The sequence below is a fragment of the Geodermatophilus sp. SYSU D00703 genome (assembly GCF_054050155.1).
Genome location: NZ_JBJGYU010000031.1, coordinates 31,326 through 51,067 on the forward strand (window position 1 = coordinate 31,326; position 19,742 = coordinate 51,067).

Here is a 19,742-nt window from a genome sequence, read left to right on the forward strand (position 1 = left end):
GTACGCCGCCCTCCTCGATGCGGCCGACCTGCGCCTCACCCGCGACGTCCCGACCGGCGCCGGGGTGCACGTCCTGGAGGCGCGGCCGCGGTAGCCCGCGCCGTCCGGGGGCGGAGATGGCTCTTCCTGCCCTCCGGAGCGCCCGCTCAGACCTCCACCACCAGGTCGCCGTCCACCTCGCGCACCGGGTACACGCGGATCGGGGCCGCCCCGGAGGTCGCGGCGCCGTCGGCCCACCGGTAGGCGTACAGGTGCAGCGGGCAGACCAGCACGTCGACGTCGGTCTGCCCGTCGGCCAGCGGCCCGCCGGCGTGCGGGCAGGCAGCCTGGGTCGCGTGCAGCGAGCCGTCGCGCAGCCGGAAGACGGCGACCTGCACGCCCCCGGCGACGAACGCCCGGCCCTCCCCCGGCGGCACCTCCTCGACGCGGCCGACGACGTGCGCCGTGCCGCGGACGGGGGCGGCCGGGCCGGGGACGGCGACGTCGGTGGCCGGGGTCCCCGTCTCGGCGCCCGGGGTCGTGGGCCGAGCGGCCTCGATCTGCGGCGCGCTCATCGGACCGGCACCTCCGGCAGCGGCACCAGCGGGAGCGACGACCGGAACTGCCCCGGGCTGACCGGCTCGCGGCCGTCCTGTCCCCAGGGGTCGCGGTAGGCGTCGATCGAGCGCTGGATGCCCGCGTCGAGGTCGGCGACGATCCCCTCGCTGTCCTCGAGCAGCACCGCCTTGATCCGCTCCAGCCCGATGCGGGGCACGAAGTCGTAGGTGCGCTCGAGCCAGTTGGCGTTCTCGCGGTAGTACTGCATGAACCGGCCGGCGAGGGTGAGGACCTCCTCCGGGGAGTCGACGGTGGCCAGCAGGTCGCCCTTGCGCACCGTGGCACCGGCGGCCCCGCCGACGTAGACCTCCCACCTCCCGTTGCCGATCGCCACGACGCCGACGTCCTTGACGTAGGCCTCGGCGCAGTTGCGGGGGCAGCCGACGACGGCGAGCTTCATCTTCGCCGGGCTCTCGATGCCCTGGAAGCGGCTCTCCAGGTCGATGCCGAGCTGGGTGGAGTCGCCCAGGCCGAAGCGGCAGAAGTCGCTGCCGACGCAGGTCTTCACCGTGCGGAAGCTCTTGCCGTAGGCGTACCCCGACGGCATGCCGAGGTCGCCCCAGATCGCCGGCAGGTCCTCCTTGCGGACGCCGAGCAGGTCGATCCGCTGGCCGCCGGTCACCTTGACCATCGGCACCTCGTACTTCTCGGCGACGTCGGCGATCCGGCGCAGCTGGGCCGGCGTGGTCACCCCGCCCTTCATCTGCGGGACGACGGAGAAGGTGCCGTCGCGCTGGATGTTGGCGTGCACCCGGTCGTTGATGAACTCGCCGTCCTTCTCGGGGACGAAGTCCACGCCCCAGAGCGTCTTGAGCAGCGAGGTCAGGCCCATCTTCGACCTCGCGTCGTCCCGGCCGCCGGGGGCGAGCGCGGCGAAGACGGCGGAGACGCTGCGCAGGTCCTGCTCGCGGATCGCCGCCATGAGCTCGGGCTTGGCCATCGGGATGCCGGGCACGTAGTACGAGGCGGCCGGGTCCTCGGTGAGGTCGCCGTCGGCGGCCCACTCGACGATCTGCTCCACCAGGCGCCTGCACGAGCCGCAGCCCTTGCCGGCGCGGGTGGCGTCCATGACGCCGCCGACGCTGCTGCAGCCGCCGGCGACCACCTCGCAGATCGCGCCCTTGGTGACGCCGTTGCAGTTGCAGACCTGCGAGTCGGCGGGCATCTCGGCGACGCCCACCTCCTCGGCGCCGTCGGAGAGGTCGACCAGCAGCCGGATCCGCTCCTCCGGCAGCGGCGCTCCGCGGTCGAAGGCCTGGGTCAGGTAGGCGACCTTGCGGGTGTCGCCGAGCAGCGTCGCGCCGATCAGCACGTCGTCCCGGATGACCACCGACAGGTGCACGCCACGCCGGGGCTCGGAGATGACGAGGAACTCGTCGTCCTCCCGCTCGGGGGTGCTGGCTCCCATCGTGGCGACGTCGACGCCGGCCACCTTGAGCTTGGTCGCCGTCCGGCTGCCGTGGTACTCCGCGCCGGGATCGGTGCCGGTCAGGACGTCGGCCAGCACGCGGGCGTGCTCCCACGCCGGCTGCACCAGGCCGTAGACAGAGCCGCGGTGCTGCGCGCACTCGCCGATGGCGTAGACGTCGGGGTCGTCGGTGCGCAGCTGGTCGTCGACGACGATGCCGCGCTCGACCTCCAGCCCCGAGCGGACGGCGACGTCGGTGTGCGGCCGGACTCCGGTGGCCACGACCAGGAGGTCGCAGTCCAGCCGCCGGCCGTCCTCCAGCACGACGCCCTCGACGTGCTCGTCGCCGAGCACCTCGGTGGCCAGGACGTCGCAGTGCACCGTGATGCCCAGCGACTCGACGCTCTTCTTCAGGATCGCGCCGGCCTCGGCGTCGAGCTGGGCGTTCATCAGGTGCGGCATGGCGTGCACGAGCTGGACCTGCAGCCCGTGCCCCTGCAGCGCGCGGGCCGCCTCGAGGCCCAGCAGCCCGCCACCCATGACCACCGCGCGCCGGCAGCGGCCGGTGGCCTCGAGCACGGCGCGGGTCTCGTCGATGGTCCGGAAGCCGAAGACGCCGGGCAGCAGGTCGCCGTCCGGGCGCCGCACGCCGGTCATCGGCGGGATGAACGAGTAGCTGCCGGTGGCCAGGACCAGGTGGTCGTAGGGGGTCACCGAGCCGTCGGAGGCGTGCACCGCCTTGGCCGCGGTGTCGATCCGCTCGGCCCGGACGCCGGCCCGCAGGGTCACCCCGTTGTCGGCGTACCAGTCGTGGCTGTTGAGGACGATGTCGTCCTCGTGCGACTCCCCGGCCAGCACCGGCGAGAGCATGATCCGGTTGTAGTTGCCGTGCGGCTCGTCGCCCAGGACGGTGATCCGGAACTGCTCGCCGCCGCCGCGCTCGAGCACCTCCTCGACGAACCGGGCGCCGGCCATGCCGTTGCCGACGACGACCAGCGAGGCGCGCTCGTCGCCGTCGTCGAACCGGAGGGTGGTCAGGCCCTCCGGTCGCCCTCCCAGTACGGCGGTCATCAGACCTCCACCAGCCCGAGGTCGACGACCAGCTCGCCGGTCACGCCGACCGGCGCGGCCGCGTGCAGCTCGACGAGCGTGCCGCCGGGCAGGTCCTCGACCACCCGCAGCGGCACGTGCACGTCGCCCTTCGCGCCGATCGGGAACCAGCGCATCGGGACGCCGTCGCGCATCAGCAGCACGTAGACCAGGCAGTCGGTCGAGTTGCCGCCGCGGAAGTACAGCGCCTGCGCGCTGCACCCACCCGGCACGGTGTGGCGCAGCGCCGGGTCGAGCGGGCCGGGCTTGTCCAGGCCCTCCCCGGTGATCGGGTACACGCCTTGCAGGAAGCGGGGGGTGCTCTTCACGCGGGGGGTCCTCCTCCGGGACGGGGGGCGTGGCTCGGGGGTGGCGGCGGGTTCGTGGGGGCGGGTCCGGGGCTGGCTCGCGGCGTCCGGCGCGGGCAGCCGCTCGACCGGGCCGGCGACGCGGGTGACGGCGACCGCGCAGACCTTGAAGGCGGGCATCCGGCTGATCGGGTCGAGCGCGTCGGCGTCGGTGAGCGCGTTGGCCGACGACGCCCCGCCCCAGTGGAAGGGCGCGAAGACGACGTCGGGCCGGATGTCGTCGGTCAGGTGCGCCGAGAAGCGGGCCCGGCCGCGGCGGGTGGCCAGCTCGACGACGTCGTCCGGGCCGATGCCGTGGCGGCGGGCGAGGTCCGGGTGCAGTTCGGCGCGCGGCAGCGGAGCGATCAGCGCGAGGGTGCGCGAGCGACGGGTCTGCGTGCCCGACTGGTACTGCGCGAGCACCCGGCCGGTGGTCAGCACGTACGGGTACTCGCCGTCGGGCCGCTCGTGGGCCTCGACGTGCTCCACCCGCACGAAGCGGGCCCGGCCGTCGGGCGTGGCGAACCGCTCGGTGAACAGCCGCGGCGTACCGGGGTGCTCCGGGGCGGGGCAGGGCCAGAAGACGCCCTGCTCCTCGTCGATCCGCCGGTAGGTGATCCCGGAGTAGTCGGCCGCTCCCCCGGCGCTGGCCCGGCCGAGCTCGGTGAAGACCGTCTCGGGGTCGCTGCTGAACCTCTCCCCCACGCCGAGCCGCGCGGCGAGCTCGGCGAGCAGCGAGAGGTCGTCGCGGACGCCGTCGGGCGGGTCGAGCGCGCGCCGGCGCCGGATGACCCGCCCCTCGAGGTTGGTCATCGTGCCGTCCTCCTCGGCCCACATGGCGCTGGGCAGGACGACGTCGGCGAGTTCGGCGGTCTCGGAGAGGAAGAAGTCGCTGACCGCGAGGAAGTCCAGGTCGCGCAGCCGGCTCATCACCCGGCGGGCGTCGGGCGCGGAGACGGCCACGTTGGAGGCGAGCACGAGCAGCGTGCGCACCCCGCCGTCGGTGCCGAGGGCGTCGAGCAGCTCGAAGGCCGACGGCCCCGGCTGCGGGAGGTCGTCGGGGTCGACGCCCCACACCGCGGCGACGTGCGCGCGGGCGGCCGGGTCGGCCAGCTTCCGGTACCCGGGCAGCTGGTCGGCCTTCTGGCCGTGCTCGCGGCCGCCCTGCCCGTTGCCCTGGCCGGTGACCGTCGCCCAGCCGCTGCCCTCCCGGCCGGGCAGCCCGAGGGCCAGCGCCAGGTTGATCCAGGCCGAGGCGGTGTCGGTGCCGGTGCGGTGCTGCTCGGCGCCGCGGGCGGTCAGCACGATCGCCCGCTCGGCCCGGGCCAGGGCGAAGACGGTGCGCCGCTGGTCGGCGACGGGGACGCCGGTGAGCCGCTCCACCCGGTCGGGCCAGTAGGCCGCGATCCCCTCCCGCACCTGGTCGAACCCCGTGGTGCGGGCGGCGACGTACGCCTCGTCGACGAGGCCGTCGGCGATCGCGATGTGCAGCAGCCCGTTGGCCAGCGCCAGGTCGGTGCCGGGCAGCGGCTGCAGGTGCAGGGCGGCGTGGCGGGCGGTCGCCGTCCGGCGGGGGTCGACGACGACGTGCCGGGCGCCGCGGGCCCGGCCCTCGTCGAGGTACTGCATGGCCGGGGGCATGGTGTCGGCCGGGTTGGCGCCCACCAGGACGACGACGTCGGCGGCGGCGACGTCGCTCAGCGGGAAGGGCATCCCGCGGTCGAGGCCGAACGCGCGGTTGGCCGCACCGGCCGCCGAGGACATGCAGAAGCGGCCGTTGTAGTCGATCGCGGACGTGCGCAGCGCGACCCGGGCGAACTTGCCGAACTGGTAGGCCTGCTCGTTGGTCAGCCCGCCGCCGCCGAAGCAGCCGACCGCGTTCCGGCCGTGCGCGGCCTGGGTGCGCTCGATCGCGGCCACGACGCGGTCGAGGGCCTCGTCCCACGTCGCCTCGACCAGCGGGCTGCTGCGGTCGCCGGGCACCGCGCGGACCAGCGGGCGGGTCAGCCGCTCCGGGTGGTCGAGCAGCTCGGGGGCCGACCAGCCCTTCGAGCACAGGCCCCCGCGGTTGGTCGGGAAGTCGGCCGGCTGCAGGGTCGCCGGGCGGTCGCCGGCGGTCATCGTGACCCCGCACTGCAGGGAGCAGTAGGGGCAGTGCGTCCGGGTCGTGCGGGTGCGCGGGCCCACCCCGGCCAGGACTCCGGGCAGCGCGGTCGCGGTCACGGCACCGAGGTTCCGGGGTGCCGGTTTCCCGACCGCGGCATCGGCGTCAAGCCTGCGTTCCGACCGCCTCACCGCCGTCGCCGACCGGCTGTGCGGTCGTCGGTTCCGGGAACGCGCAGGTGTGACCGAGGTCACGGATCCTGGCGCCCCCGGCTCGCCGGTTCCCGGACGCCGTCGTCCGCAGACCGCAGGAGGAAGCCCGTGCCGCTGCACTCACAGACCGCCGGACTGCTCGCCGCGATGGAGGCGCAGGGCGCCCTGGCCTCCGCCGAGCTGTCGGTGTCCCAGGCCCGCGAGGTCGCGGGCACGTTCAAGGACCTCCAGGGCCCGCTGGTGCAGGTCGCCTCCGTGCGCGACCGGACGGTCCCCGGACCGGCCGGCGCGCTGCCGATCCGCATCTACACGCCCAACGGCTCCCCTCGCGACGTGCTCGTCTACTTCCACGGCGGCGGCTGGGTGATCGGCAACATCGAGATCGCCGACGCGCCCTGCCGGGCGCTCGCCGACGCCGCCGGCTGCGTCGTGGTGTCGGCCCAGTACCGGCTGGCGCCCGAGTCGGCCTACCCCGCGGCGCCCGAGGACTGCTACGCCGTCACCCAGTGGGTGGCCGAGCACCAGTCCGAGCTCGTCGACCGGGACCACCACCTCGTCGACGAGGCCCAGGCCAAGGAGCCCTACGCCTCCCCGGCCCTGGCCGACGACCACTCCGGGCTGCCGCCGGCGTTCATCGCGGTCGCCGAGTTCGACCCGCTGCGCGACGACGGCGTCCGCTACGCCGAGCTGCTGGAGGAGGCCGGCGTCCCGGCCACGCTCGAGCGCTACGACGGCCAGATCCACGGCATCTTCTGGCTGTGCGAGGCCTGCAGCGAGGGCTTCCAGCCGCTGCTGGCCGACCTGTCCAAGGCGGTACGGGACGCCCTGCAGTGAGCCCGGGCCCCCGCCGGCAGCGCCGGAGTGCCCGGCCGGCGGGGCGCCCGGCCCCGGGTGGTGGGATGTCCGGGTGAGCGATCCTGCGACGACCGTCCGCCTCGGGGCCCCGTCGGTGCGGCCGGCCGAGCCGCGCGACGTGCCCCGGATCGCCGCGACGCTGACCGTCGCCCTCGCCGACTCCCGCTGGACCCGCTGGGCGCTGCCGGAGGACGGCCGCATGCAGCGGCTGACCCGGCTGCACGAGCTCGACGCCGGCCACCGGTCGGTCGCCACCGGCACCGGCTGGGTCACCGAGGACGTCACCGCGGTGGCCACCTGGGAGGCGCCGCCGGGCGCGCCCGGCACCGCGCCCCTGCCCGACGACGTCCGCACGGCGCTGGCCCGCGAGCTCCCGTACCTCGCCGGGCCCCGCTGGACGGCGGTCGCGCGAACCCGCGAGCTGGTCGACGCCGCCCGTCCGGACGGGCCGCACTGGTGGCTGACCCACCTGGGCACCCGGCCGAGCAGCCGCCGCCAGGGCATGGCCGGCGCGCTGCTGCACCCGGTGCTCGACCGCTGCGACGCCGAGGGGCTCCCGGCGGCGACCGCGGTGTACACGTGGGCCGCCGCCCGCTTCCTGCGCGGCGCCGGGTTCGAGGTGCAGCAGGCGGTGCACACGGCGGACGAGGAGCTGCCGCTGTGGGTGCTGGTGCGCACGCCGGTTCCCGGATGAGTGTCGATCCGGGGCCGGTCCGTTCGTACAGGGGGTGAGCGGCCGGCACGGGGCCGGCCGCCGACCCGAGGAGGACGACGTGGCGCAGTACCTGCTCACCGTGGTGGAGCCGGCCGGCGAGCGGCCGGACCCGGCGACCCTGGAACCGATCATGGCCGACGTGGGTGCGGTCGACCGCGCGATGCGCGACGCCGGCGTGTGGGTCTTCGCCGGCGGGCTGCACGCGCCGGAGACCGCCACCACGCTGCGCCCGTCGGGGGACGACGTCCTGGTCACCGACGGCCCGTTCGCCGAGGGCAAGGAGCACGTCGGCGGCTTCTCGATCATCGACGTCCCGGACCTCGACGCGGCCCTGGAGTGGGGGCGCCGGCTGGCGCGGGCCACCACCCTGCCGATCGAGGTCCGGCCGTTCCAGGGATGACCCAGCCGGACGTCGAGCGGGTCTTCCGCGAGTCCTACGGCCGCGCGGTCGCCGTCCTGACCCGCCTCCTCGGCGACATCGACGCCGCCGAGGAGGCGGTGCAGGACGCCTTCACCACCGCGCTCGCCCGGTGGCCGGCCGACGGGGTGCCGCCCAGCCCGGCGGGCTGGATCGTCACCACCGCCCGCAACCGGGCCGTCGACCGGCTGCGCCGGGAGTCGACGCGCGACGCCCGGCACCGCGCCGCGGCCCTGCTGCACGATCCCGACCCGCCGCCCGAGGAGGGCGCCGTGCGCGACGACCGGCTGCGCATGCTGTTCACCTGCTGCCACCCGGCCCTGGCCCCGGCCGCCCGGGTGGCGCTGACCCTGCGGCTGGTCGGCGGCCTGACCACCGCCGAGATCGCCCGCGCGTTCCTCGTGCCCGAGGCCACCATGGCGCAGCGCCTGGTGCGGGCGAAGGCGAAGATCCGGGCCGCGCGCATCCCGTACCGGGTGCCCGCCGAGGCCGAGCTGCCCGACCGGCTGCGCGGGGTCCTCGCCGTCGTCTACCTGGTCGCCACCGAGGGTCACACGGCCACCGCCGGCGAGCGGCTGGACCGCCCGGACCTCACCGCCGAGGCGATCCGGCTGGCCCGGGAGCTGGCCGACCTCATGCCCGACGAGCCGGAGGTGCTCGGGCTGCTGGCGCTGCTGCTGCTGGTGGCGTCCCGGCGTCCCGCCCGGGTCGGACCGGACGGCGAGCTGGTGCCCCTGCCCGAGCAGGACCGCCGGCTGTGGGACGCCGACCTGGTCGCCGAGGGACAGGCGCTGGTGCGGCGGTGCCTGCGGCGCAACGCACCCGGGCCGTACCAGGTGCAGGCCGCCATCCAGGCCGTCCACAGCGACGCCCGCACGGCCGCCGACACCGACTGGCGGCAGGTCCTGGTGCTCTACGACCAGCTCACGGCGCTGGCGCCGAGCCCGGTCGTGGCGCTGAACCGGGCGGTCGCCGTGGCCGAGGTGGAGGGGCCGGCCGCGGCGCTGGCCCTGGTGGAGCGGCTCGCGCTGCCGGGGCACCTGCTGCCCGCCGTCCGGGCCGACCTGCTGCGGCGGCTGGGCCGCGACGCGGAGGCGGCGGACGCCTACGACGAGGCGGTCGCCCTGGCCGGCAACGCCGCCGAGCGGGCGTTCCTCGAGCGGCGGCGGGAGGGGCTCAGTCCCACTGCCGGCGGGAGCGCTTGAGCTCGCCGCGCTGCTTCTTGGCCTGGATCCGCCGCTCCTGGGACCCCTTCGTCGGCTTCGTCCGCCGGCGGGCCGGGGGCGGCGGGGCCAGCGCCGCCCGCAGGACGGCGGCCAGCCGCTCCCGGGCGGCCTGCCGGTTGCGCCGCTACTGGCGGTGCTCGCCGGCCACGACGGTCAGGACGCCGTCCACGAGCCGGTGCCCGAGACGTCCGGCGAGTCGCTCGCGCTGCGCGTCGCCCAGCCCGGGCAGCTCCAGCGGGGCCACCGACAGCTCCACCCGCGAGTCGGCGGTGTTGACGCCCTGGCCACCGGGGCCCGAGGAGCGGGAGAAGCGCCAGCGCAGCGCGGCGGCGGGCACCACCACGGAGCCGGTGACCACCAGGTCACCGGCGACGTCGTCGGCGTCGGGCACGCGCCCAGTCTGGCCGCTGCCGTGCTCGGGCCCTCTGGGCGGGGCCGTGCCGTGCCAGGCTCGGTGCCGTGACCGCCGGCCGGGGATCGCCCGCGCCGCGCCGCCCCGCGACGGTGGCCGTGGGAGCGGCGGTGCTGACCCTCGCCGCCGCCGTCGTCGGCACCGCCCCCTGGCCACTGCCCCGGCAGACCCCGGGATGGCAGGTCGCCGACGTCCCGGCGTCCCTGCTGGCCCTGGTGGGAGGGACGGCGGGGGTCTGCCTGGCCCTGGCCGGGATCCTGGTCCGCCCGGCGTCGCTGCCGGGCCGGGTCGTCCCGGCGCTCTGGTGGCTGGTGGTCCTCGCCTCCGCCGTCGCCCTCGGCTGGAACGCCCTCCGCTCCGCGGCGCTGTCCGACCTGGTGGTGGGCGCGGTGCTGCCGGTGCTGGACCGGCTGCTCGCCTTCCTGCCGGCGGCGGTCGTCGGGCTGGCCACCCGGCGCGCCGGCACCCGGCCGCAGCTGCGCGCCGTGCTGGGCACCGCCGTCGTCTCCGTGCCGCTGTTCACCCTGGGCTGGGCCCTGCTGGACTCCTCGCCGGGGATCGTCGGCGTCCTGGAGGCGCCGCTGCACGGCGGGACGCTGCTCGGCGCCCTGCCGGTGCTCCTCGCGGTCGCGGGCGCCGCGGCCCTCGCCCGGGAGCCCGACGACGGGCCGGCCCTCCCCGGGTGAGCGGCGACGATCAGGCCGTCCCCGGGTGAGCGGCGACGGTCAGGCCGCGTCCGGCACGGGATCGGGGCCACCGGCCGTTCCGGGGCGGCAGCGCGCCAGCCGGCGCAGGGTCAGCCAGGTGCCGCGCCGGGCGCCGTGCCGCTCGAGCGCCTCGACGGCGTAGGCCGAGCACGTCGGTTCCCATCGGCACACCGGAGGCCGCCGCGGGCTGATCTCCCGCTGGTAGACGCGGACGCCGGCGACCACCCGGTCGCGCACCCGGGTCCCGCGGCGCCCGGTGCCGGCGGCGTGCACGTGCCGCACCGTCGTCGGGACGAGGAACAGGCCGTCGACCCCGCACCCGATGGCGTTGGCCAGGCAGCACCCGGTGTTGAGGAACAGCAGGTCCCGCAGGCACGAGCCGCCGCGGTCGTGGCCGCGCCGGTACCCGTACCCGCCGTGGCCGCGCCCGTACCCGTACCCGTACCCGTGGCCGTGGCCGTGAGCCCGGCCGCGGTACCGGCGCGGCGGCCGGCGCCTCGGGCTCCAGTTGCTGCTCCAGATGAAGACCATGGGTGCCCCTGTACCGCGGGAGGATCGACGGCATGCCCGCGCGCCCGCTCGCCGACGCCCTCGCCGCCGGGCCGGTGGTGCTCGACGGCGGGCTGGCCACCCAGCTGGAGGCACAGGGGCACGACCTGTCGTCCGCGCTGTGGTCGGCGCGGCTGCTGCGCGACGACCCCGAGGCGGTGGTCGCCGCGCACGCCGCCTTCGCTGTGGCCGGCGCCCGGGTGGCGACGACGGCGAGCTACCAGGCGTCGGTCGACGGGTTCGCCGCGACCGGGGTGGACGCCGCCGAGGCGCGCCGGCTGATCACCTCCTCGGTGGAGCTGGCCCGCCGCGGGGCGCCGGAGAGCTGGCTGGCCGGGTCGGTCGGGCCGTACGGGGCGGTGCTCGCCGACGGGTCGGAGTACACCGGCGCCTACTGCGCGCGGCTGTCGGTCGCCGAGCTGCGCGCCTTCCACCGGCCCCGGATGGAGCTGCTCGCCGACGCCGGTGCCGACGTCCTCGCCTGCGAGACCGTCCCCGCCGCCGCCGAGGCCGAGGCGCTCGGCGTGCCGGTCTGGCTGTCGCTCACGACCACGGTGGACGGCGACGGCGTCGTCCGCACCCGGCGCGGGGAGCGGGCCGAGGCGGTGTTCGCCCTGGCGGCGGGCGTGGCCGCGGTCGTCGCGGTCGGGGTCAACTGCACCGCGCCGTCGGCGGTCGGGCCCTCGCTGGCCGCGGCGGCGCCGGCCGGCAAGCCCCTGGTGGCCTATCCCAACAGCGGCGAGGGCTGGGACGCCGGTGCCCGCCGCTGGACCGGTCCCGGCGGGGTGTCCGCGGACGAGGTGCCCGCGTGGGTGGCCGCGGGGGCCCGGCTGGTCGGCGGCTGCTGCCGCGTCCGGCCGGAGGACGTCGCCCGCATCGCCGCGGCGCTCGACCGGGACGTGGCGCACCCCGGCTGACGGCACGGCGACGACCGCCGCCACGTTTTACCTCTCGCTTACCTGTGGCTGGGTATCCCCTTGCCGGTCCCTCCATAGCGTGGGCACCACAGCGGACAACGGGCCATCGACGGGACGGTTGCCATGGACGTGCGCATGGCGGTGTGCGACCTGATCGTCCGGGACGCCGTGCTCCGGGCGCTCCTGCTGAACACGGCCGAGCCCGGGCGGTGCCGCGACGCGGAGGGCGCCCGGGCGTGCTCCCTCGTCCTCGAGTGGACCGGCGAGGACCCCACCGCCGTCCAGTGGCTGACGGCCACCGTCCGGCTGCCCCGTTCCCCGTTGCGCGACCGGCTCTACCTCGACGTCGTCCAGCACCGGCTGCGGACCGTGGTGTCGGCGCCCGGATCGCCCTTCACCACCCGGTGCCTCGGCACCTCCCCCCTGCTCGCGGACCGCGCCGCGGGCACCGTCTCCCGGGCCGGCACCTACGAGTTCGTCGCCGTCCCCTCGCCCCACCCCGCGGGCGCCCGGCTCGTGCCGGGCCGGCGCGAGCGGCTCCCCGTCGCGCCGTCCCTCGGCATCCCCGGCGGCGTCGCCCCGAACCTGAACTGAAGAAGGACCCCCCGCCCCCACCGTGGAACGACCCCGGCCTCCTCACCCCTCGCCCGCTCGGGGTGAGCCTCGGGACGGGGCCGGCGGCGGACCCTGCAGGGGGCCGGCCGTGGCAGGGGGTGCTCCGTCAGAGGATCGGCTTGCCGCCGGTGACCGCCACCCGGGCGCCCGAGACGTAGGACGCCTCGTCGCTGGCCAGCAGCACGTAGACCGGCGCGAGCTCGGCGGGCTGGCCGGGGCGGCCGATCGGCACCTGCTGGCCGAAGCTCTCCACCTTCTCCTCCGGCATGGTCGCCGGGATCAGCGGCGTCCAGATCGGCCCGGGGGCGACGCTGTTGGCGCGGATCCCCTTGTCGGCGTACATCTGCGCCAGTGACGCGGTGAAGTTGGCGATCGCGGCCTTGGTCATCGCGTAGGCGATCAGGTGGGGACTGGGCTGGTCGGAGTTCACCGACGACGAGTTGATGATCGACGCGCCGGGCTGCAGGTGCGGGAGCGCGTCCTTGCACAGGGTGAACATCGCGGACAGGTTGAGCGCGAGGGTGTGGTCCCACTCGTCGTCGGAGATCTCCTCGAGCGACTCGTGGCTCATCTGGAACGCCGCGTTGTTGACCAGGACGTCGACCTTGCCGAACGCCTCGAGGGCCTTGGGGATGATCGTCTTGGCGTGCGCCCGGTCGGCGAGGTCGCCCGGGACGAGGACGCACCTCCGGCCCGCCTCCTCCACGTACTTCTTGGTGTCCTCGGCGTCCTCGTGCTCGTTCAGGTACGAGATGAGGACGTCGGCGCCCTCGCGGGCGAAGGCGATCGCGACCGCGCGGCCGATGCCGCTGTCGCCACCGGTGATCACCGCGGCCTTGCCCGTCAGCCGGCCCGAGCCGCGGTAGCTCTCCTCCCCGTGGTCGGGCTTGGGGGTCATCTCCCCCAGCGTGCCGGGCACGTCCTGCGACTGGGCGGGCTGGGTCTCCGGGCGGGGCTCTGACACGGGTCCTCCATCGCGGTTCCGAAGCGGTACGGCCTGCGCCTACCCCCGCCGCCCGCCGCGGAACCGGAGCGTCCCTGCGGGAAGGGAACGCCCGTCGGGCACGCTGTCCCCCACGATGACCGCGACCGCGCCTCCCCTCCTCGCCGATCCCAGCGACCTCTCCGCCCTCCGGGCGCGCGGCGCGGACCCCGACGAGCTGTTCACCTCCTTCGCCGCCTGGGCGGAGGAGAACGGCACCGTGCTGTACCCGCACCAGGAGGAGGCGCTGATCGAGCTGGTCAGCGGCGCCCACGTCGTCCTGGCCACGCCCACCGGCTCCGGCAAGTCGCTGGTGGCCACCGGCGCGCAGTACGCCGCGCTGGCCGCCGGGCGGCGCAGTTACTACACCGCCCCGATCAAGGCCCTGGTCAGCGAGAAGTTCTTCGCGCTGTGCGGGGTGTTCGGCGCGGAGAACGTCGGCATGCTCACCGGCGACGCCGCGGTGAACCGCGACGCGCCGGTCATCGCCTGCACCGCGGAGGTCCTGGCCAACATCGCGCTGCGCGAGGGCGCGGCCGCCGACGTCGGCCTCGTGGTCATGGACGAGTTCCACTTCTACGGCGACCCCGACCGCGGCTGGGCCTGGCAGGTGCCGCTGCTGGAGCTGCCCGACGCGCAGTTCCTGCTGATGAGCGCCACCCTGGGCGACACCACGTGGCTGCGCGAGGACCTCACCCGCCGCACCGGCCGGCCGACCGCGCTGGTGGCCGGCGCCGAGCGGCCGGTGCCGCTGCACCACTACTACGCGACGACGCCGATGCACGAGACGATCCAGGAGCTCCTGGACACCCGGCAGGCCCCGGTCTACGTCGTCCACTTCACCCAGGCCTCGGCGCTGGAGCGGGCACAGGCGCTCATGAGCGTCAACGTCTGCACCAAGGAGGAGAAGGCCGCGATCGCCGAGATGATCGGCGGCTTCCGGTTCACCTCGGCCTTCGGGACGACGCTGTCGCGGCTGGTCCGCCACGGCATCGGCGTCCACCACGCCGGGATGCTGCCCAAGTACCGGCGGCTGGTGGAGCAGCTGGCCCAGGCCGGCCTACTCAAGGTCATCTGCGGCACCGACACCCTCGGGGTCGGCATCAACGTGCCGATCCGCACCGTCGTGTTCTCCGCGCTGTCGAAGTACGACGGCAGCCGGACCCGGCTGCTCACCGCCCGCGAGTTCCACCAGATCGCCGGCCGGGCCGGGCGGGCCGGCTTCGACACCGCGGGCACCGTCGTGGTGCAGGCCCCCGAGCACGAGGTGGAGAACCTCAGGCAGTTCGCCAAGGTCGCCGACGACCCGAAGAAGCGCCGCAAGCTGGTCCGCCGCAAGGTGCCCGAGGGCATGGTGCCGTGGTCGGAGGCGACCATGCGGCGCCTGATCGACGCCGACCCCGAGCCGCTGACCAGCAACATGCGGGTGACGACGGCGATGGTCCTCGACGTCGTCGACCGCCCCGGCGACCCGTTCGTCGCGATGCGGCGGCTGCTCACCGAGAACCACGAGCCGCGCAAGCGCCAGCTGCGGCACGTCCGCGAGGCGATCGGCATCGGCCGCTCCTTGCTGCAGGCGGGGATCGTGGAGCGGCTGCCCGAGCCGGACGCCGACGGCCGCCGCTACCGGCTGACCGTCGACCTGCCGCCGGACTTCGCCCTCTACCAGCCGCTGTCGACCTTCGCGCTGGCCGCGATCGAGCTGCTCGACCCGGCGAGCGAGACCTATGCCCTCGACGTGGTCAGCGTCATCGAGGCCACCCTCGACGACCCCCGGCAGATCCTGGCCGCCCAGCTGAACAAGGCGCGCGGCGAGGCCGTGGCGCAGATGAAGACCGAGGGCATCGAGTACGAGGAGCGGATGGAGCTGCTCGAGGAGATCAGCCACCCCAAGCCGCTGGAGGAGCTGCTCGAGCACGCGCTGGAGGTCTACACCCGCACCAACCCGTGGGCGGCCGACGCGCAGCTGTCGCCGAAGTCCGTCGTCCGGGAGATGTGGGAGAAGGCATCCACCTTCCGGGAGCTGGTGAACACCTACGGGCTGACCCGCGCCGAGGGGGCGGTGCTGCGGTACCTCTCCGACGCGTTCAAGGCGCTGCGCTCCGGCGTCCCCGCCTCCGCCCGCACCGAGGAGGTCACCGACCTCGTCGAGTGGCTCGGGGAGCTGGTGCGCCAGGTGGACTCGTCGCTGCTCGACGAATGGGAGGCGCTCACCTCGCCGGACCAGCCGCTGGACGAGCCGGTCGCGGTCCCGGCCCGGCCGCGACCGCTCACCGGCAACGAGCGGGCGTTCACCGCGATGGTGCGCAACGCGCTGTTCCGGCGGGTGGAGCTGTGGGCCCGCCGCCGCTGGTACGACCTGGGCGAGCTCGACCAGGGTTCGGGCTGGGACGCCGACCGCTGGGGCGCGGTGGTGCAGGCCTACTTCGCCGAGCACGACGAGGTGAACACCGGCGCCGACGCCCGCGGGCCGGCGCTGCTGGTCTGGGACAAGGGCGAGCCGGGCGTCTGGCGGGTGCGGCAGGTCGTCGACGACCCCGCCGGCGACCACGACTGGGGCCTCGACGTCGAGGTCGACCTCGACGCCTCGGACGAGGAGGGCGCCGTCGTCCTGCGCCTGGTCGACGCCGGACGCAAGGACTGAGGGTGGGAGGACCGCGCGACCGGGGGACGGCACGGCGCCGGGGTGGACCCGTCGCGGAGGGCCGGAGGCCCTCCCGACGGGGATCCGGGGAGCGGCTCGGCGCAGCCGGGGGACGGCACCTGGCCGCGGTGTCGGCCGGGAGGCCGACGGTGTGGTCGCGGCCATGACGGCGTGGGAGATGCTGGCCGTCGCCGCGGCGGGGATGGCGGCCGGGAGCATCAACGCCGTCGTGGGCTCCGGCACCCTGGTGACCTTCCCGGTGCTGCTGGCCGTCGGGCTGCCCCCGGTCACCGCGACGGTGAGCAACTCCCTCGGCCTGGTGGCCGGCAACCTGACCGGTGCGGTCGGCTACCGCCGTGAGCTCGAGGGCCAGCGCTGGCTGCTGCTGCGGCTGCTCCCGGCGTCGGTGCTGGGCGCGCTGACCGGCGCGTTCCTCCTGCTGCACCTGCCCGCGACGGCGTTCGAGTCGGTGGTGCCGGTCCTGGTCGGGCTCGCCGTGGTGCTGGTCGCCGTCCAGCCGGTGCTGCAGCGGGCCGTGGCCCGTCGCCGACGCGCCGAGGAGGACCCGCCGCGACGGGTCGGGCGCGGCCGGCTGGCCGCCCTGTTCGCCGGCGCCTACGCCACCGGCAGCTACGGCGGCTACTTCGCGGCCAGTCAGGGCGTGCTGCAGATCGGCATCTTCGGGTTGCTGCTGCACGAGTCGCTGCAGCGGCTCAACGCGCTCAAGAACGTGCTGACCCTCGCCGTGAACGCGGTGGCTGCCGGCGCCTACGTCGTCGTCGCCACCGACCGGCTGGACTGGCGGGCCGCCGGCCTGGTGGCCGCGGGGTCGCTGCTGGGCGGGCACTTCGGTGCGCGGTTCGGCCGGCGGCTGCCCCCGGCGGTCCTCCGGGCGGCGATCGTCGCGCTCGGCTGCGTCGCGATCGGCGTCCTGCTCTCCCGCTGACCGCCCGGTTCCGGTGTGTCCCGGGTCACCGGGCAAGCTGGGAGCATGACGGGTCCCCGCGGCGACGACGACGCCGGGTGAACCCGCTGGAGTTCGCCTTCCTGGTCCTCGCCGGGATCGGCGCCGGACTCACCGGGAGCATCGCCGGGCTGGCCTCCCTGATCAGCTACCCCGCGCTGCTGGCGACCGGGCTCCCGCCGGTGACGGCCAACGTCACCAACACCGTCTCCCTGGTGCTCAACAGCGTCGGCTCGGTCAGCGCCTCCCGGCCGGAGCTGCGCGGGCAGGGCCGCCGCCTGCTGCGGCTGTCGGTGGGCGCCCTGCTCGGCGGCGCCGCCGGGGCGGCGCTGCTGCTGCTCACCCCGTCCGACGCCTTCGAGCGCATCGTGCCGTGGCTGATCGCCGGCGCGTCGATCGCGCTCCTCGTGCAGCGGCCGCCCCGGGAGCTGGCCGACGAGGGCGCGCGGTCCCACCCCACCCACCAGGACCCGTGGTGGCTGCCGCTGGGCACCTTCGCGATCGCCGTCTACGGCGGTTACTTCGGCGCCGCGGCCGGCGTGATGATGCTGGCGATGTTCCTGCTCTCCACCGGTGAGGGCCTGCCGCGGGGCAACGCGCTCAAGAACACGGTGCTCGGCATGGCCAACTCCGTGGCGGCCGTCGGGTTCGTCGTCCTGGCGCCGGTGGCGTGGTCCGCCGGGATCCCGCTGGCCATCGGGCTGTTCATCGGCGGCCGGATCGGGCCCCGGGTGGTCCGCCGGGCGCCGCAGGCGCTGCTGCGGCGGCTCATCGCCCTCGCCGGCCTCGGGCTGGCAGTCCACCTGGCGGTACGGGCCTACAGCTGACGCGGGCGGCCGGGCACGCCGCCCGGCCGCCCGCGGATCAGGTGGCGACGTAGGCCGCGAGGAACAGCACGAAGGCGCTCGAGAGCAGCAGAAGCCGGGCCGGGGTGAGGCCGTTGACCAGGTTCGCCGTCGCCTCCACCCACGCCGGCCGGATGCCTGCCTCCCGGGTGCTGCGGCGCACCAGCCGCACCTCGTCGGCCAGCAGCACCCCCGCGGCGCCGAGCATGCCGAGGCCGACGACGAGGAAGACCAGCGCCATCCGCTCGTTGAACGCATCCGCCGCGTCCGCCAGGAAGAGCACGGCGAGCAGCCCGGCCAGCAGGCCGACCACCGCACCGGCGGCCGGCGCCCAGGGGCCCATCCGGGTCAGCGGGCCGGCTCGGCGCGGCCCCACCCGCGGCGGGCCCGGGACCGGTCCCGTCGGCTGGTGGCCGGCGGGCACCGCGGGCTCGCCCTCCGCGGCGCGGGCGGTCCCGGAGGCCGGTGCCGGCGGCGGCCCCGACGGTGCCGGCGGCGGTCCCGCCGGCGCCGGCGGCGGTCCCGCCGGCGCGGGCGACGGTCCGGGCGGCGCGGCGACGGCCCCCGGCTGCGGCGGGACAGGCGGGGCGCCGGGCACGGGTCCGGTGGCCAGCGGCCCGGACGGCGGTGCCGCGTGCGCCCCGGCGGGCGGCACGCTCGGGAACTGGGCGGTCGTGGGGTTCGGGGTGCGGGGGGCCTCGGTCATCGCCGTCCACGCTAGGCCGCGCCGCCCACGGAACCCGGGAGGTCGCGCCGGTGTCGACACGTCGCCCCCGGGTGGACCGCGCGCCCGGCCGGGGCGTCGGGCCAGGTACGGAGGTCCCGGGCCCCCGGTACTAGTCCCAAGGTCGTATGGAGACCGCTCCTGCCCGTATTGGAGGCTCAGGCCCACGTCGGCGCACCGACGGTGCACTGACGAGGAGGAACGGCAACGGGGCCGATCCCCCGGGGCGCACGGGGCTCGTGACGATCCACGGCTCCGGGCCCCCGCTCCAAGGCGAGGAGTCCGTGGTGACCATCATCTCCACCCCACAGGCCTTCAACGAGGACGACCTCTACGTCGACCTGGAGACCGTCTTCGCACAGCCGCTGTTCCTCAAGTGCGAGGGCTTCAACTTCGCCGGCTCGGTCAAGGTCAAGGCCGCCACCGAGATGGTCGAGAGCGCCGAGCGGGACGGCCTCCTGACCGCGGAGTCGATCATCGTCGAGTCGTCGTCGGGCAACCTCGGCGTCGCGCTGAGCATGATCGCGGCGAGCAAGGGCTACCGGTTCCTCTGCGTCACCGACTCGCGCTGCAACCTGCAGACCCGGCTGCTGATGGAGGCGCTGGGCGCCGACGTGCACGTCGTCTCGGAGCCCGACCCCGTCACCGGGTTCCTCGGCGCCCGCATGGACCACGTGCGCGCACTGTGCGCCGCCGACCCGCGCCACGTGTGGCTCAACCAGTACACGAACAGCGGCAACTGGCGCGCGCACTACCGGACCACCGCGCCGGCCATCGCCCGGTCGTTCCCGCGGCTGGACGTCGTGTTCGTGGGCGCCGGCACCACCGGCACGCTCATGGGCGTCGCCCGGTTCTTCCGCGAGTGGCGGCGGCCGGTGCACGTGGTGGCCGTGGACGCCGTCGGCTCGGTGACCTTCGGCGGTGCCCCGGGCCGCCGCATGATCCCGGGCCTGGGCATGAGCGTCCCGCCCCCGCTGCTGGACGCGAGCTACGTCGACGAGGTCGTGATGGTCGAGGAGGTCGACGCGATCCGCGCCTGCCACCGGCTGGCCCGCAGTGGCTTCCTGTTCGGCGGGTCCACCGGGACCGTGGTCAGCGGCGCGGTCCGCTGGCTGGCCGAGCACGACGCCCGGCACCTCACCGCGGTCGCCATCGCCCCCGACCTGGGCGAGCGCTACCTGGAGACGGTCTACCAGTCGAACTGGTTGCACGCCCTCTACGGCGAGGACGTCCTCTCCGAGACCGAGGTGACCGCGGGCCTGCAGTCGGCCTGACCCCACATGCCGCGGGGGGGGGGGGGGGGGGGGGGGGGGGGGGGGGGGGGGGGGGGGGGGGGGGGGGGGGGGGGGGGGGGGGGGGGGGGGGGGGGGGGGGGGGGGGGGGGGGGGGGGGGGGGGGGGGGGGGGGGGGGG

General features: G+C 75.8%; 18 protein-coding genes. 11 read left to right on the plus strand and 7 right to left on the minus strand.

Translation table 11 applies throughout. The features are described from left to right. Positions 1-146: 146 nt before the first annotated feature. From ACI782_RS21340 to ACI782_RS21350, 3 genes are read right to left on the minus strand one after another with little or no spacing between them, the layout of a single operon-like run. Complete coding sequence (locus ACI782_RS21340; protein ID WP_456912119.1) at positions 147-554, minus strand: Rieske (2Fe-2S) protein; 408 nt, start codon at positions 552-554, stop codon at positions 147-149. Continuing rightward, complete coding sequence (gene nirB / locus ACI782_RS21345; RefSeq protein WP_456912101.1) at positions 551-3,076, minus strand: nitrite reductase large subunit NirB; 2,526 nt, start codon at positions 3,074-3,076, stop codon at positions 551-553. The genes ACI782_RS21340 and nirB overlap by 4 nt, the downstream gene beginning before the upstream one ends. Continuing rightward, on the minus strand, positions 3,076-5,664 hold the full coding sequence (locus tag ACI782_RS21350; protein ID WP_456912102.1) for a molybdopterin oxidoreductase family protein: 2,589 nt from the start codon (positions 5,662-5,664) through the stop codon (positions 3,076-3,078). The genes nirB and ACI782_RS21350 overlap by 1 nt, the downstream gene beginning before the upstream one ends. Before the next feature lie 201 nt (positions 5,665-5,865). Here ACI782_RS21350 and ACI782_RS21355 point away from each other — a divergent pair, with 201 nt between their 5' ends. From ACI782_RS21355 to ACI782_RS21370, 4 genes are all read left to right on the plus strand, one after another. Further along, positions 5,866-6,591 carry an alpha/beta hydrolase gene (locus ACI782_RS21355; RefSeq protein ID WP_456912103.1) on the plus strand — a complete coding sequence of 242 codons (726 nt, stop codon included), beginning with the start codon at positions 5,866-5,868 and terminating at the stop codon, positions 6,589-6,591. A 73-nt stretch (positions 6,592-6,664) separates the two neighbouring features. Further along, positions 6,665-7,306 carry a GNAT family N-acetyltransferase gene (locus ACI782_RS21360; protein WP_456912104.1) on the plus strand — a complete coding sequence of 214 codons (642 nt, stop codon included), beginning with the start codon at positions 6,665-6,667 and terminating at the stop codon, positions 7,304-7,306. 79 nt (positions 7,307-7,385) lie between these two features. Further along, on the plus strand, positions 7,386-7,727 hold the full coding sequence (locus tag ACI782_RS21365) for a YciI family protein (protein WP_456912105.1): 342 nt from the start codon (positions 7,386-7,388) through the stop codon (positions 7,725-7,727). Then, positions 7,724-8,950 carry an RNA polymerase sigma factor gene (locus tag ACI782_RS21370; RefSeq protein WP_456912106.1) on the plus strand — a complete coding sequence of 409 codons (1,227 nt, stop codon included), beginning with the start codon at positions 7,724-7,726 and terminating at the stop codon, positions 8,948-8,950. Before ACI782_RS21365 ends, ACI782_RS21370 begins: the two co-directional genes overlap by 4 nt. A gap of 145 nt (positions 8,951-9,095) precedes the next feature. Here ACI782_RS21370 and ACI782_RS21375 read toward each other — a convergent pair whose 3' ends face one another. Beyond that, a complete protein-coding gene (locus ACI782_RS21375) occupies positions 9,096-9,362 on the minus strand; it encodes a peptide chain release factor-like protein (RefSeq protein WP_456912107.1) in 267 nt (88 codons plus the stop codon). A gap of 68 nt (positions 9,363-9,430) precedes the next feature. On the opposite strand from ACI782_RS21375, the gene ACI782_RS21380 reads away from it, so the two are divergent. Further along, positions 9,431-10,069, plus strand: coding sequence for a hypothetical protein (locus ACI782_RS21380; protein ID WP_456912108.1), 639 nt, complete (start codon positions 9,431-9,433; stop codon positions 10,067-10,069). 39 nt (positions 10,070-10,108) lie between these two features. Here the strand turns inward: ACI782_RS21380 and yidD are convergent, their stop codons facing one another. Next, positions 10,109-10,621: a membrane protein insertion efficiency factor YidD gene (yidD, locus tag ACI782_RS21385; RefSeq protein WP_456912109.1), complete on the minus strand. Its 513-nt coding sequence runs from the start codon at positions 10,619-10,621 to the stop codon at positions 10,109-10,111. 32 nt (positions 10,622-10,653) lie between these two features. Between yidD and mmuM the strand changes: the two genes are divergently transcribed. Both mmuM and ACI782_RS21395 read left to right on the plus strand, forming a co-directional pair. Further along, positions 10,654-11,556: a homocysteine S-methyltransferase gene (mmuM, locus tag ACI782_RS21390; protein ID WP_456912110.1), complete on the plus strand. Its 903-nt coding sequence runs from the start codon at positions 10,654-10,656 to the stop codon at positions 11,554-11,556. 123 nt (positions 11,557-11,679) lie between these two features. After that, positions 11,680-12,150, plus strand: coding sequence for a hypothetical protein (locus ACI782_RS21395; RefSeq protein WP_456912111.1), 471 nt, complete (start codon positions 11,680-11,682; stop codon positions 12,148-12,150). Between the two features lie 127 nt (positions 12,151-12,277). Here ACI782_RS21395 and ACI782_RS21400 read toward each other — a convergent pair whose 3' ends face one another. Further along, positions 12,278-13,135, minus strand: coding sequence for an SDR family oxidoreductase (locus ACI782_RS21400; protein ID WP_456912112.1), 858 nt, complete (start codon positions 13,133-13,135; stop codon positions 12,278-12,280). 115 nt (positions 13,136-13,250) lie between these two features. On the opposite strand from ACI782_RS21400, the gene ACI782_RS21405 reads away from it, so the two are divergent. The 3 genes from ACI782_RS21405 to ACI782_RS21415 all read left to right on the plus strand — a co-directional run bounded on the left by ACI782_RS21405 (position 13,251) and on the right by ACI782_RS21415 (position 17,588). Beyond that, positions 13,251-15,797, plus strand: coding sequence for a DEAD/DEAH box helicase (locus tag ACI782_RS21405; protein ID WP_456912113.1), 2,547 nt, complete (start codon positions 13,251-13,253; stop codon positions 15,795-15,797). Positions 15,798-15,960: 163 nt separating this feature from the next. Continuing rightward, positions 15,961-16,743 (plus strand): sulfite exporter TauE/SafE family protein, encoded by a 783-nt coding sequence (locus ACI782_RS21410; RefSeq protein ID WP_456912114.1) that lies wholly within the window; start codon positions 15,961-15,963, stop codon positions 16,741-16,743. Between the two features lie 77 nt (positions 16,744-16,820). Beyond that, positions 16,821-17,588 (plus strand): sulfite exporter TauE/SafE family protein, encoded by a 768-nt coding sequence (locus ACI782_RS21415; protein ID WP_456912115.1) that lies wholly within the window; start codon positions 16,821-16,823, stop codon positions 17,586-17,588. Between the two features lie 37 nt (positions 17,589-17,625). Here the strand turns inward: ACI782_RS21415 and ACI782_RS21420 are convergent, their stop codons facing one another. Then, entirely contained in the window at positions 17,626-18,312 is a 687-nt protein-coding gene (locus tag ACI782_RS21420; RefSeq protein WP_456912116.1) for a hypothetical protein, read from the minus strand. A gap of 305 nt (positions 18,313-18,617) precedes the next feature. On the opposite strand from ACI782_RS21420, the gene sbnA reads away from it, so the two are divergent. Beyond that, on the plus strand, positions 18,618-19,604 hold the full coding sequence (gene sbnA / locus ACI782_RS21425; protein ID WP_456912117.1) for a 2,3-diaminopropionate biosynthesis protein SbnA: 987 nt from the start codon (positions 18,618-18,620) through the stop codon (positions 19,602-19,604). The last annotated feature ends 138 nt before the right edge of the window (positions 19,605-19,742 follow it).

Coding starts and splice junctions, on each gene's coding strand:
- ACI782_RS21340 (WP_456912119.1), bottom strand. CDS start 554: ATGAGCGCGCCGCAGATCGAGGCCGCTCGGCCCACGACCCCGGGCGCC.
- nirB (WP_456912101.1), bottom strand. CDS start 3,076: ATGACCGCCGTACTGGGAGGGCGACCGGAGGGCCTGACCACCCTCCGG.
- ACI782_RS21370 (WP_456912106.1), top strand. CDS start 7,724: ATGACCCAGCCGGACGTCGAGCGGGTCTTCCGCGAGTCCTACGGCCGC.
- yidD (WP_456912109.1), bottom strand. CDS start 10,621: ATGGTCTTCATCTGGAGCAGCAACTGGAGCCCGAGGCGCCGGCCGCCG.
- mmuM (WP_456912110.1), top strand. CDS start 10,654: ATGCCCGCGCGCCCGCTCGCCGACGCCCTCGCCGCCGGGCCGGTGGTG.
- ACI782_RS21395 (WP_456912111.1), top strand. CDS start 11,680: ATGGACGTGCGCATGGCGGTGTGCGACCTGATCGTCCGGGACGCCGTG.
- ACI782_RS21405 (WP_456912113.1), top strand. CDS start 13,251: ATGACCGCGACCGCGCCTCCCCTCCTCGCCGATCCCAGCGACCTCTCC.
- ACI782_RS21410 (WP_456912114.1), top strand. CDS start 15,961: ATGACGGCGTGGGAGATGCTGGCCGTCGCCGCGGCGGGGATGGCGGCC.
- ACI782_RS21420 (WP_456912116.1), bottom strand. CDS start 18,312: ATGACCGAGGCCCCCCGCACCCCGAACCCCACGACCGCCCAGTTCCCG.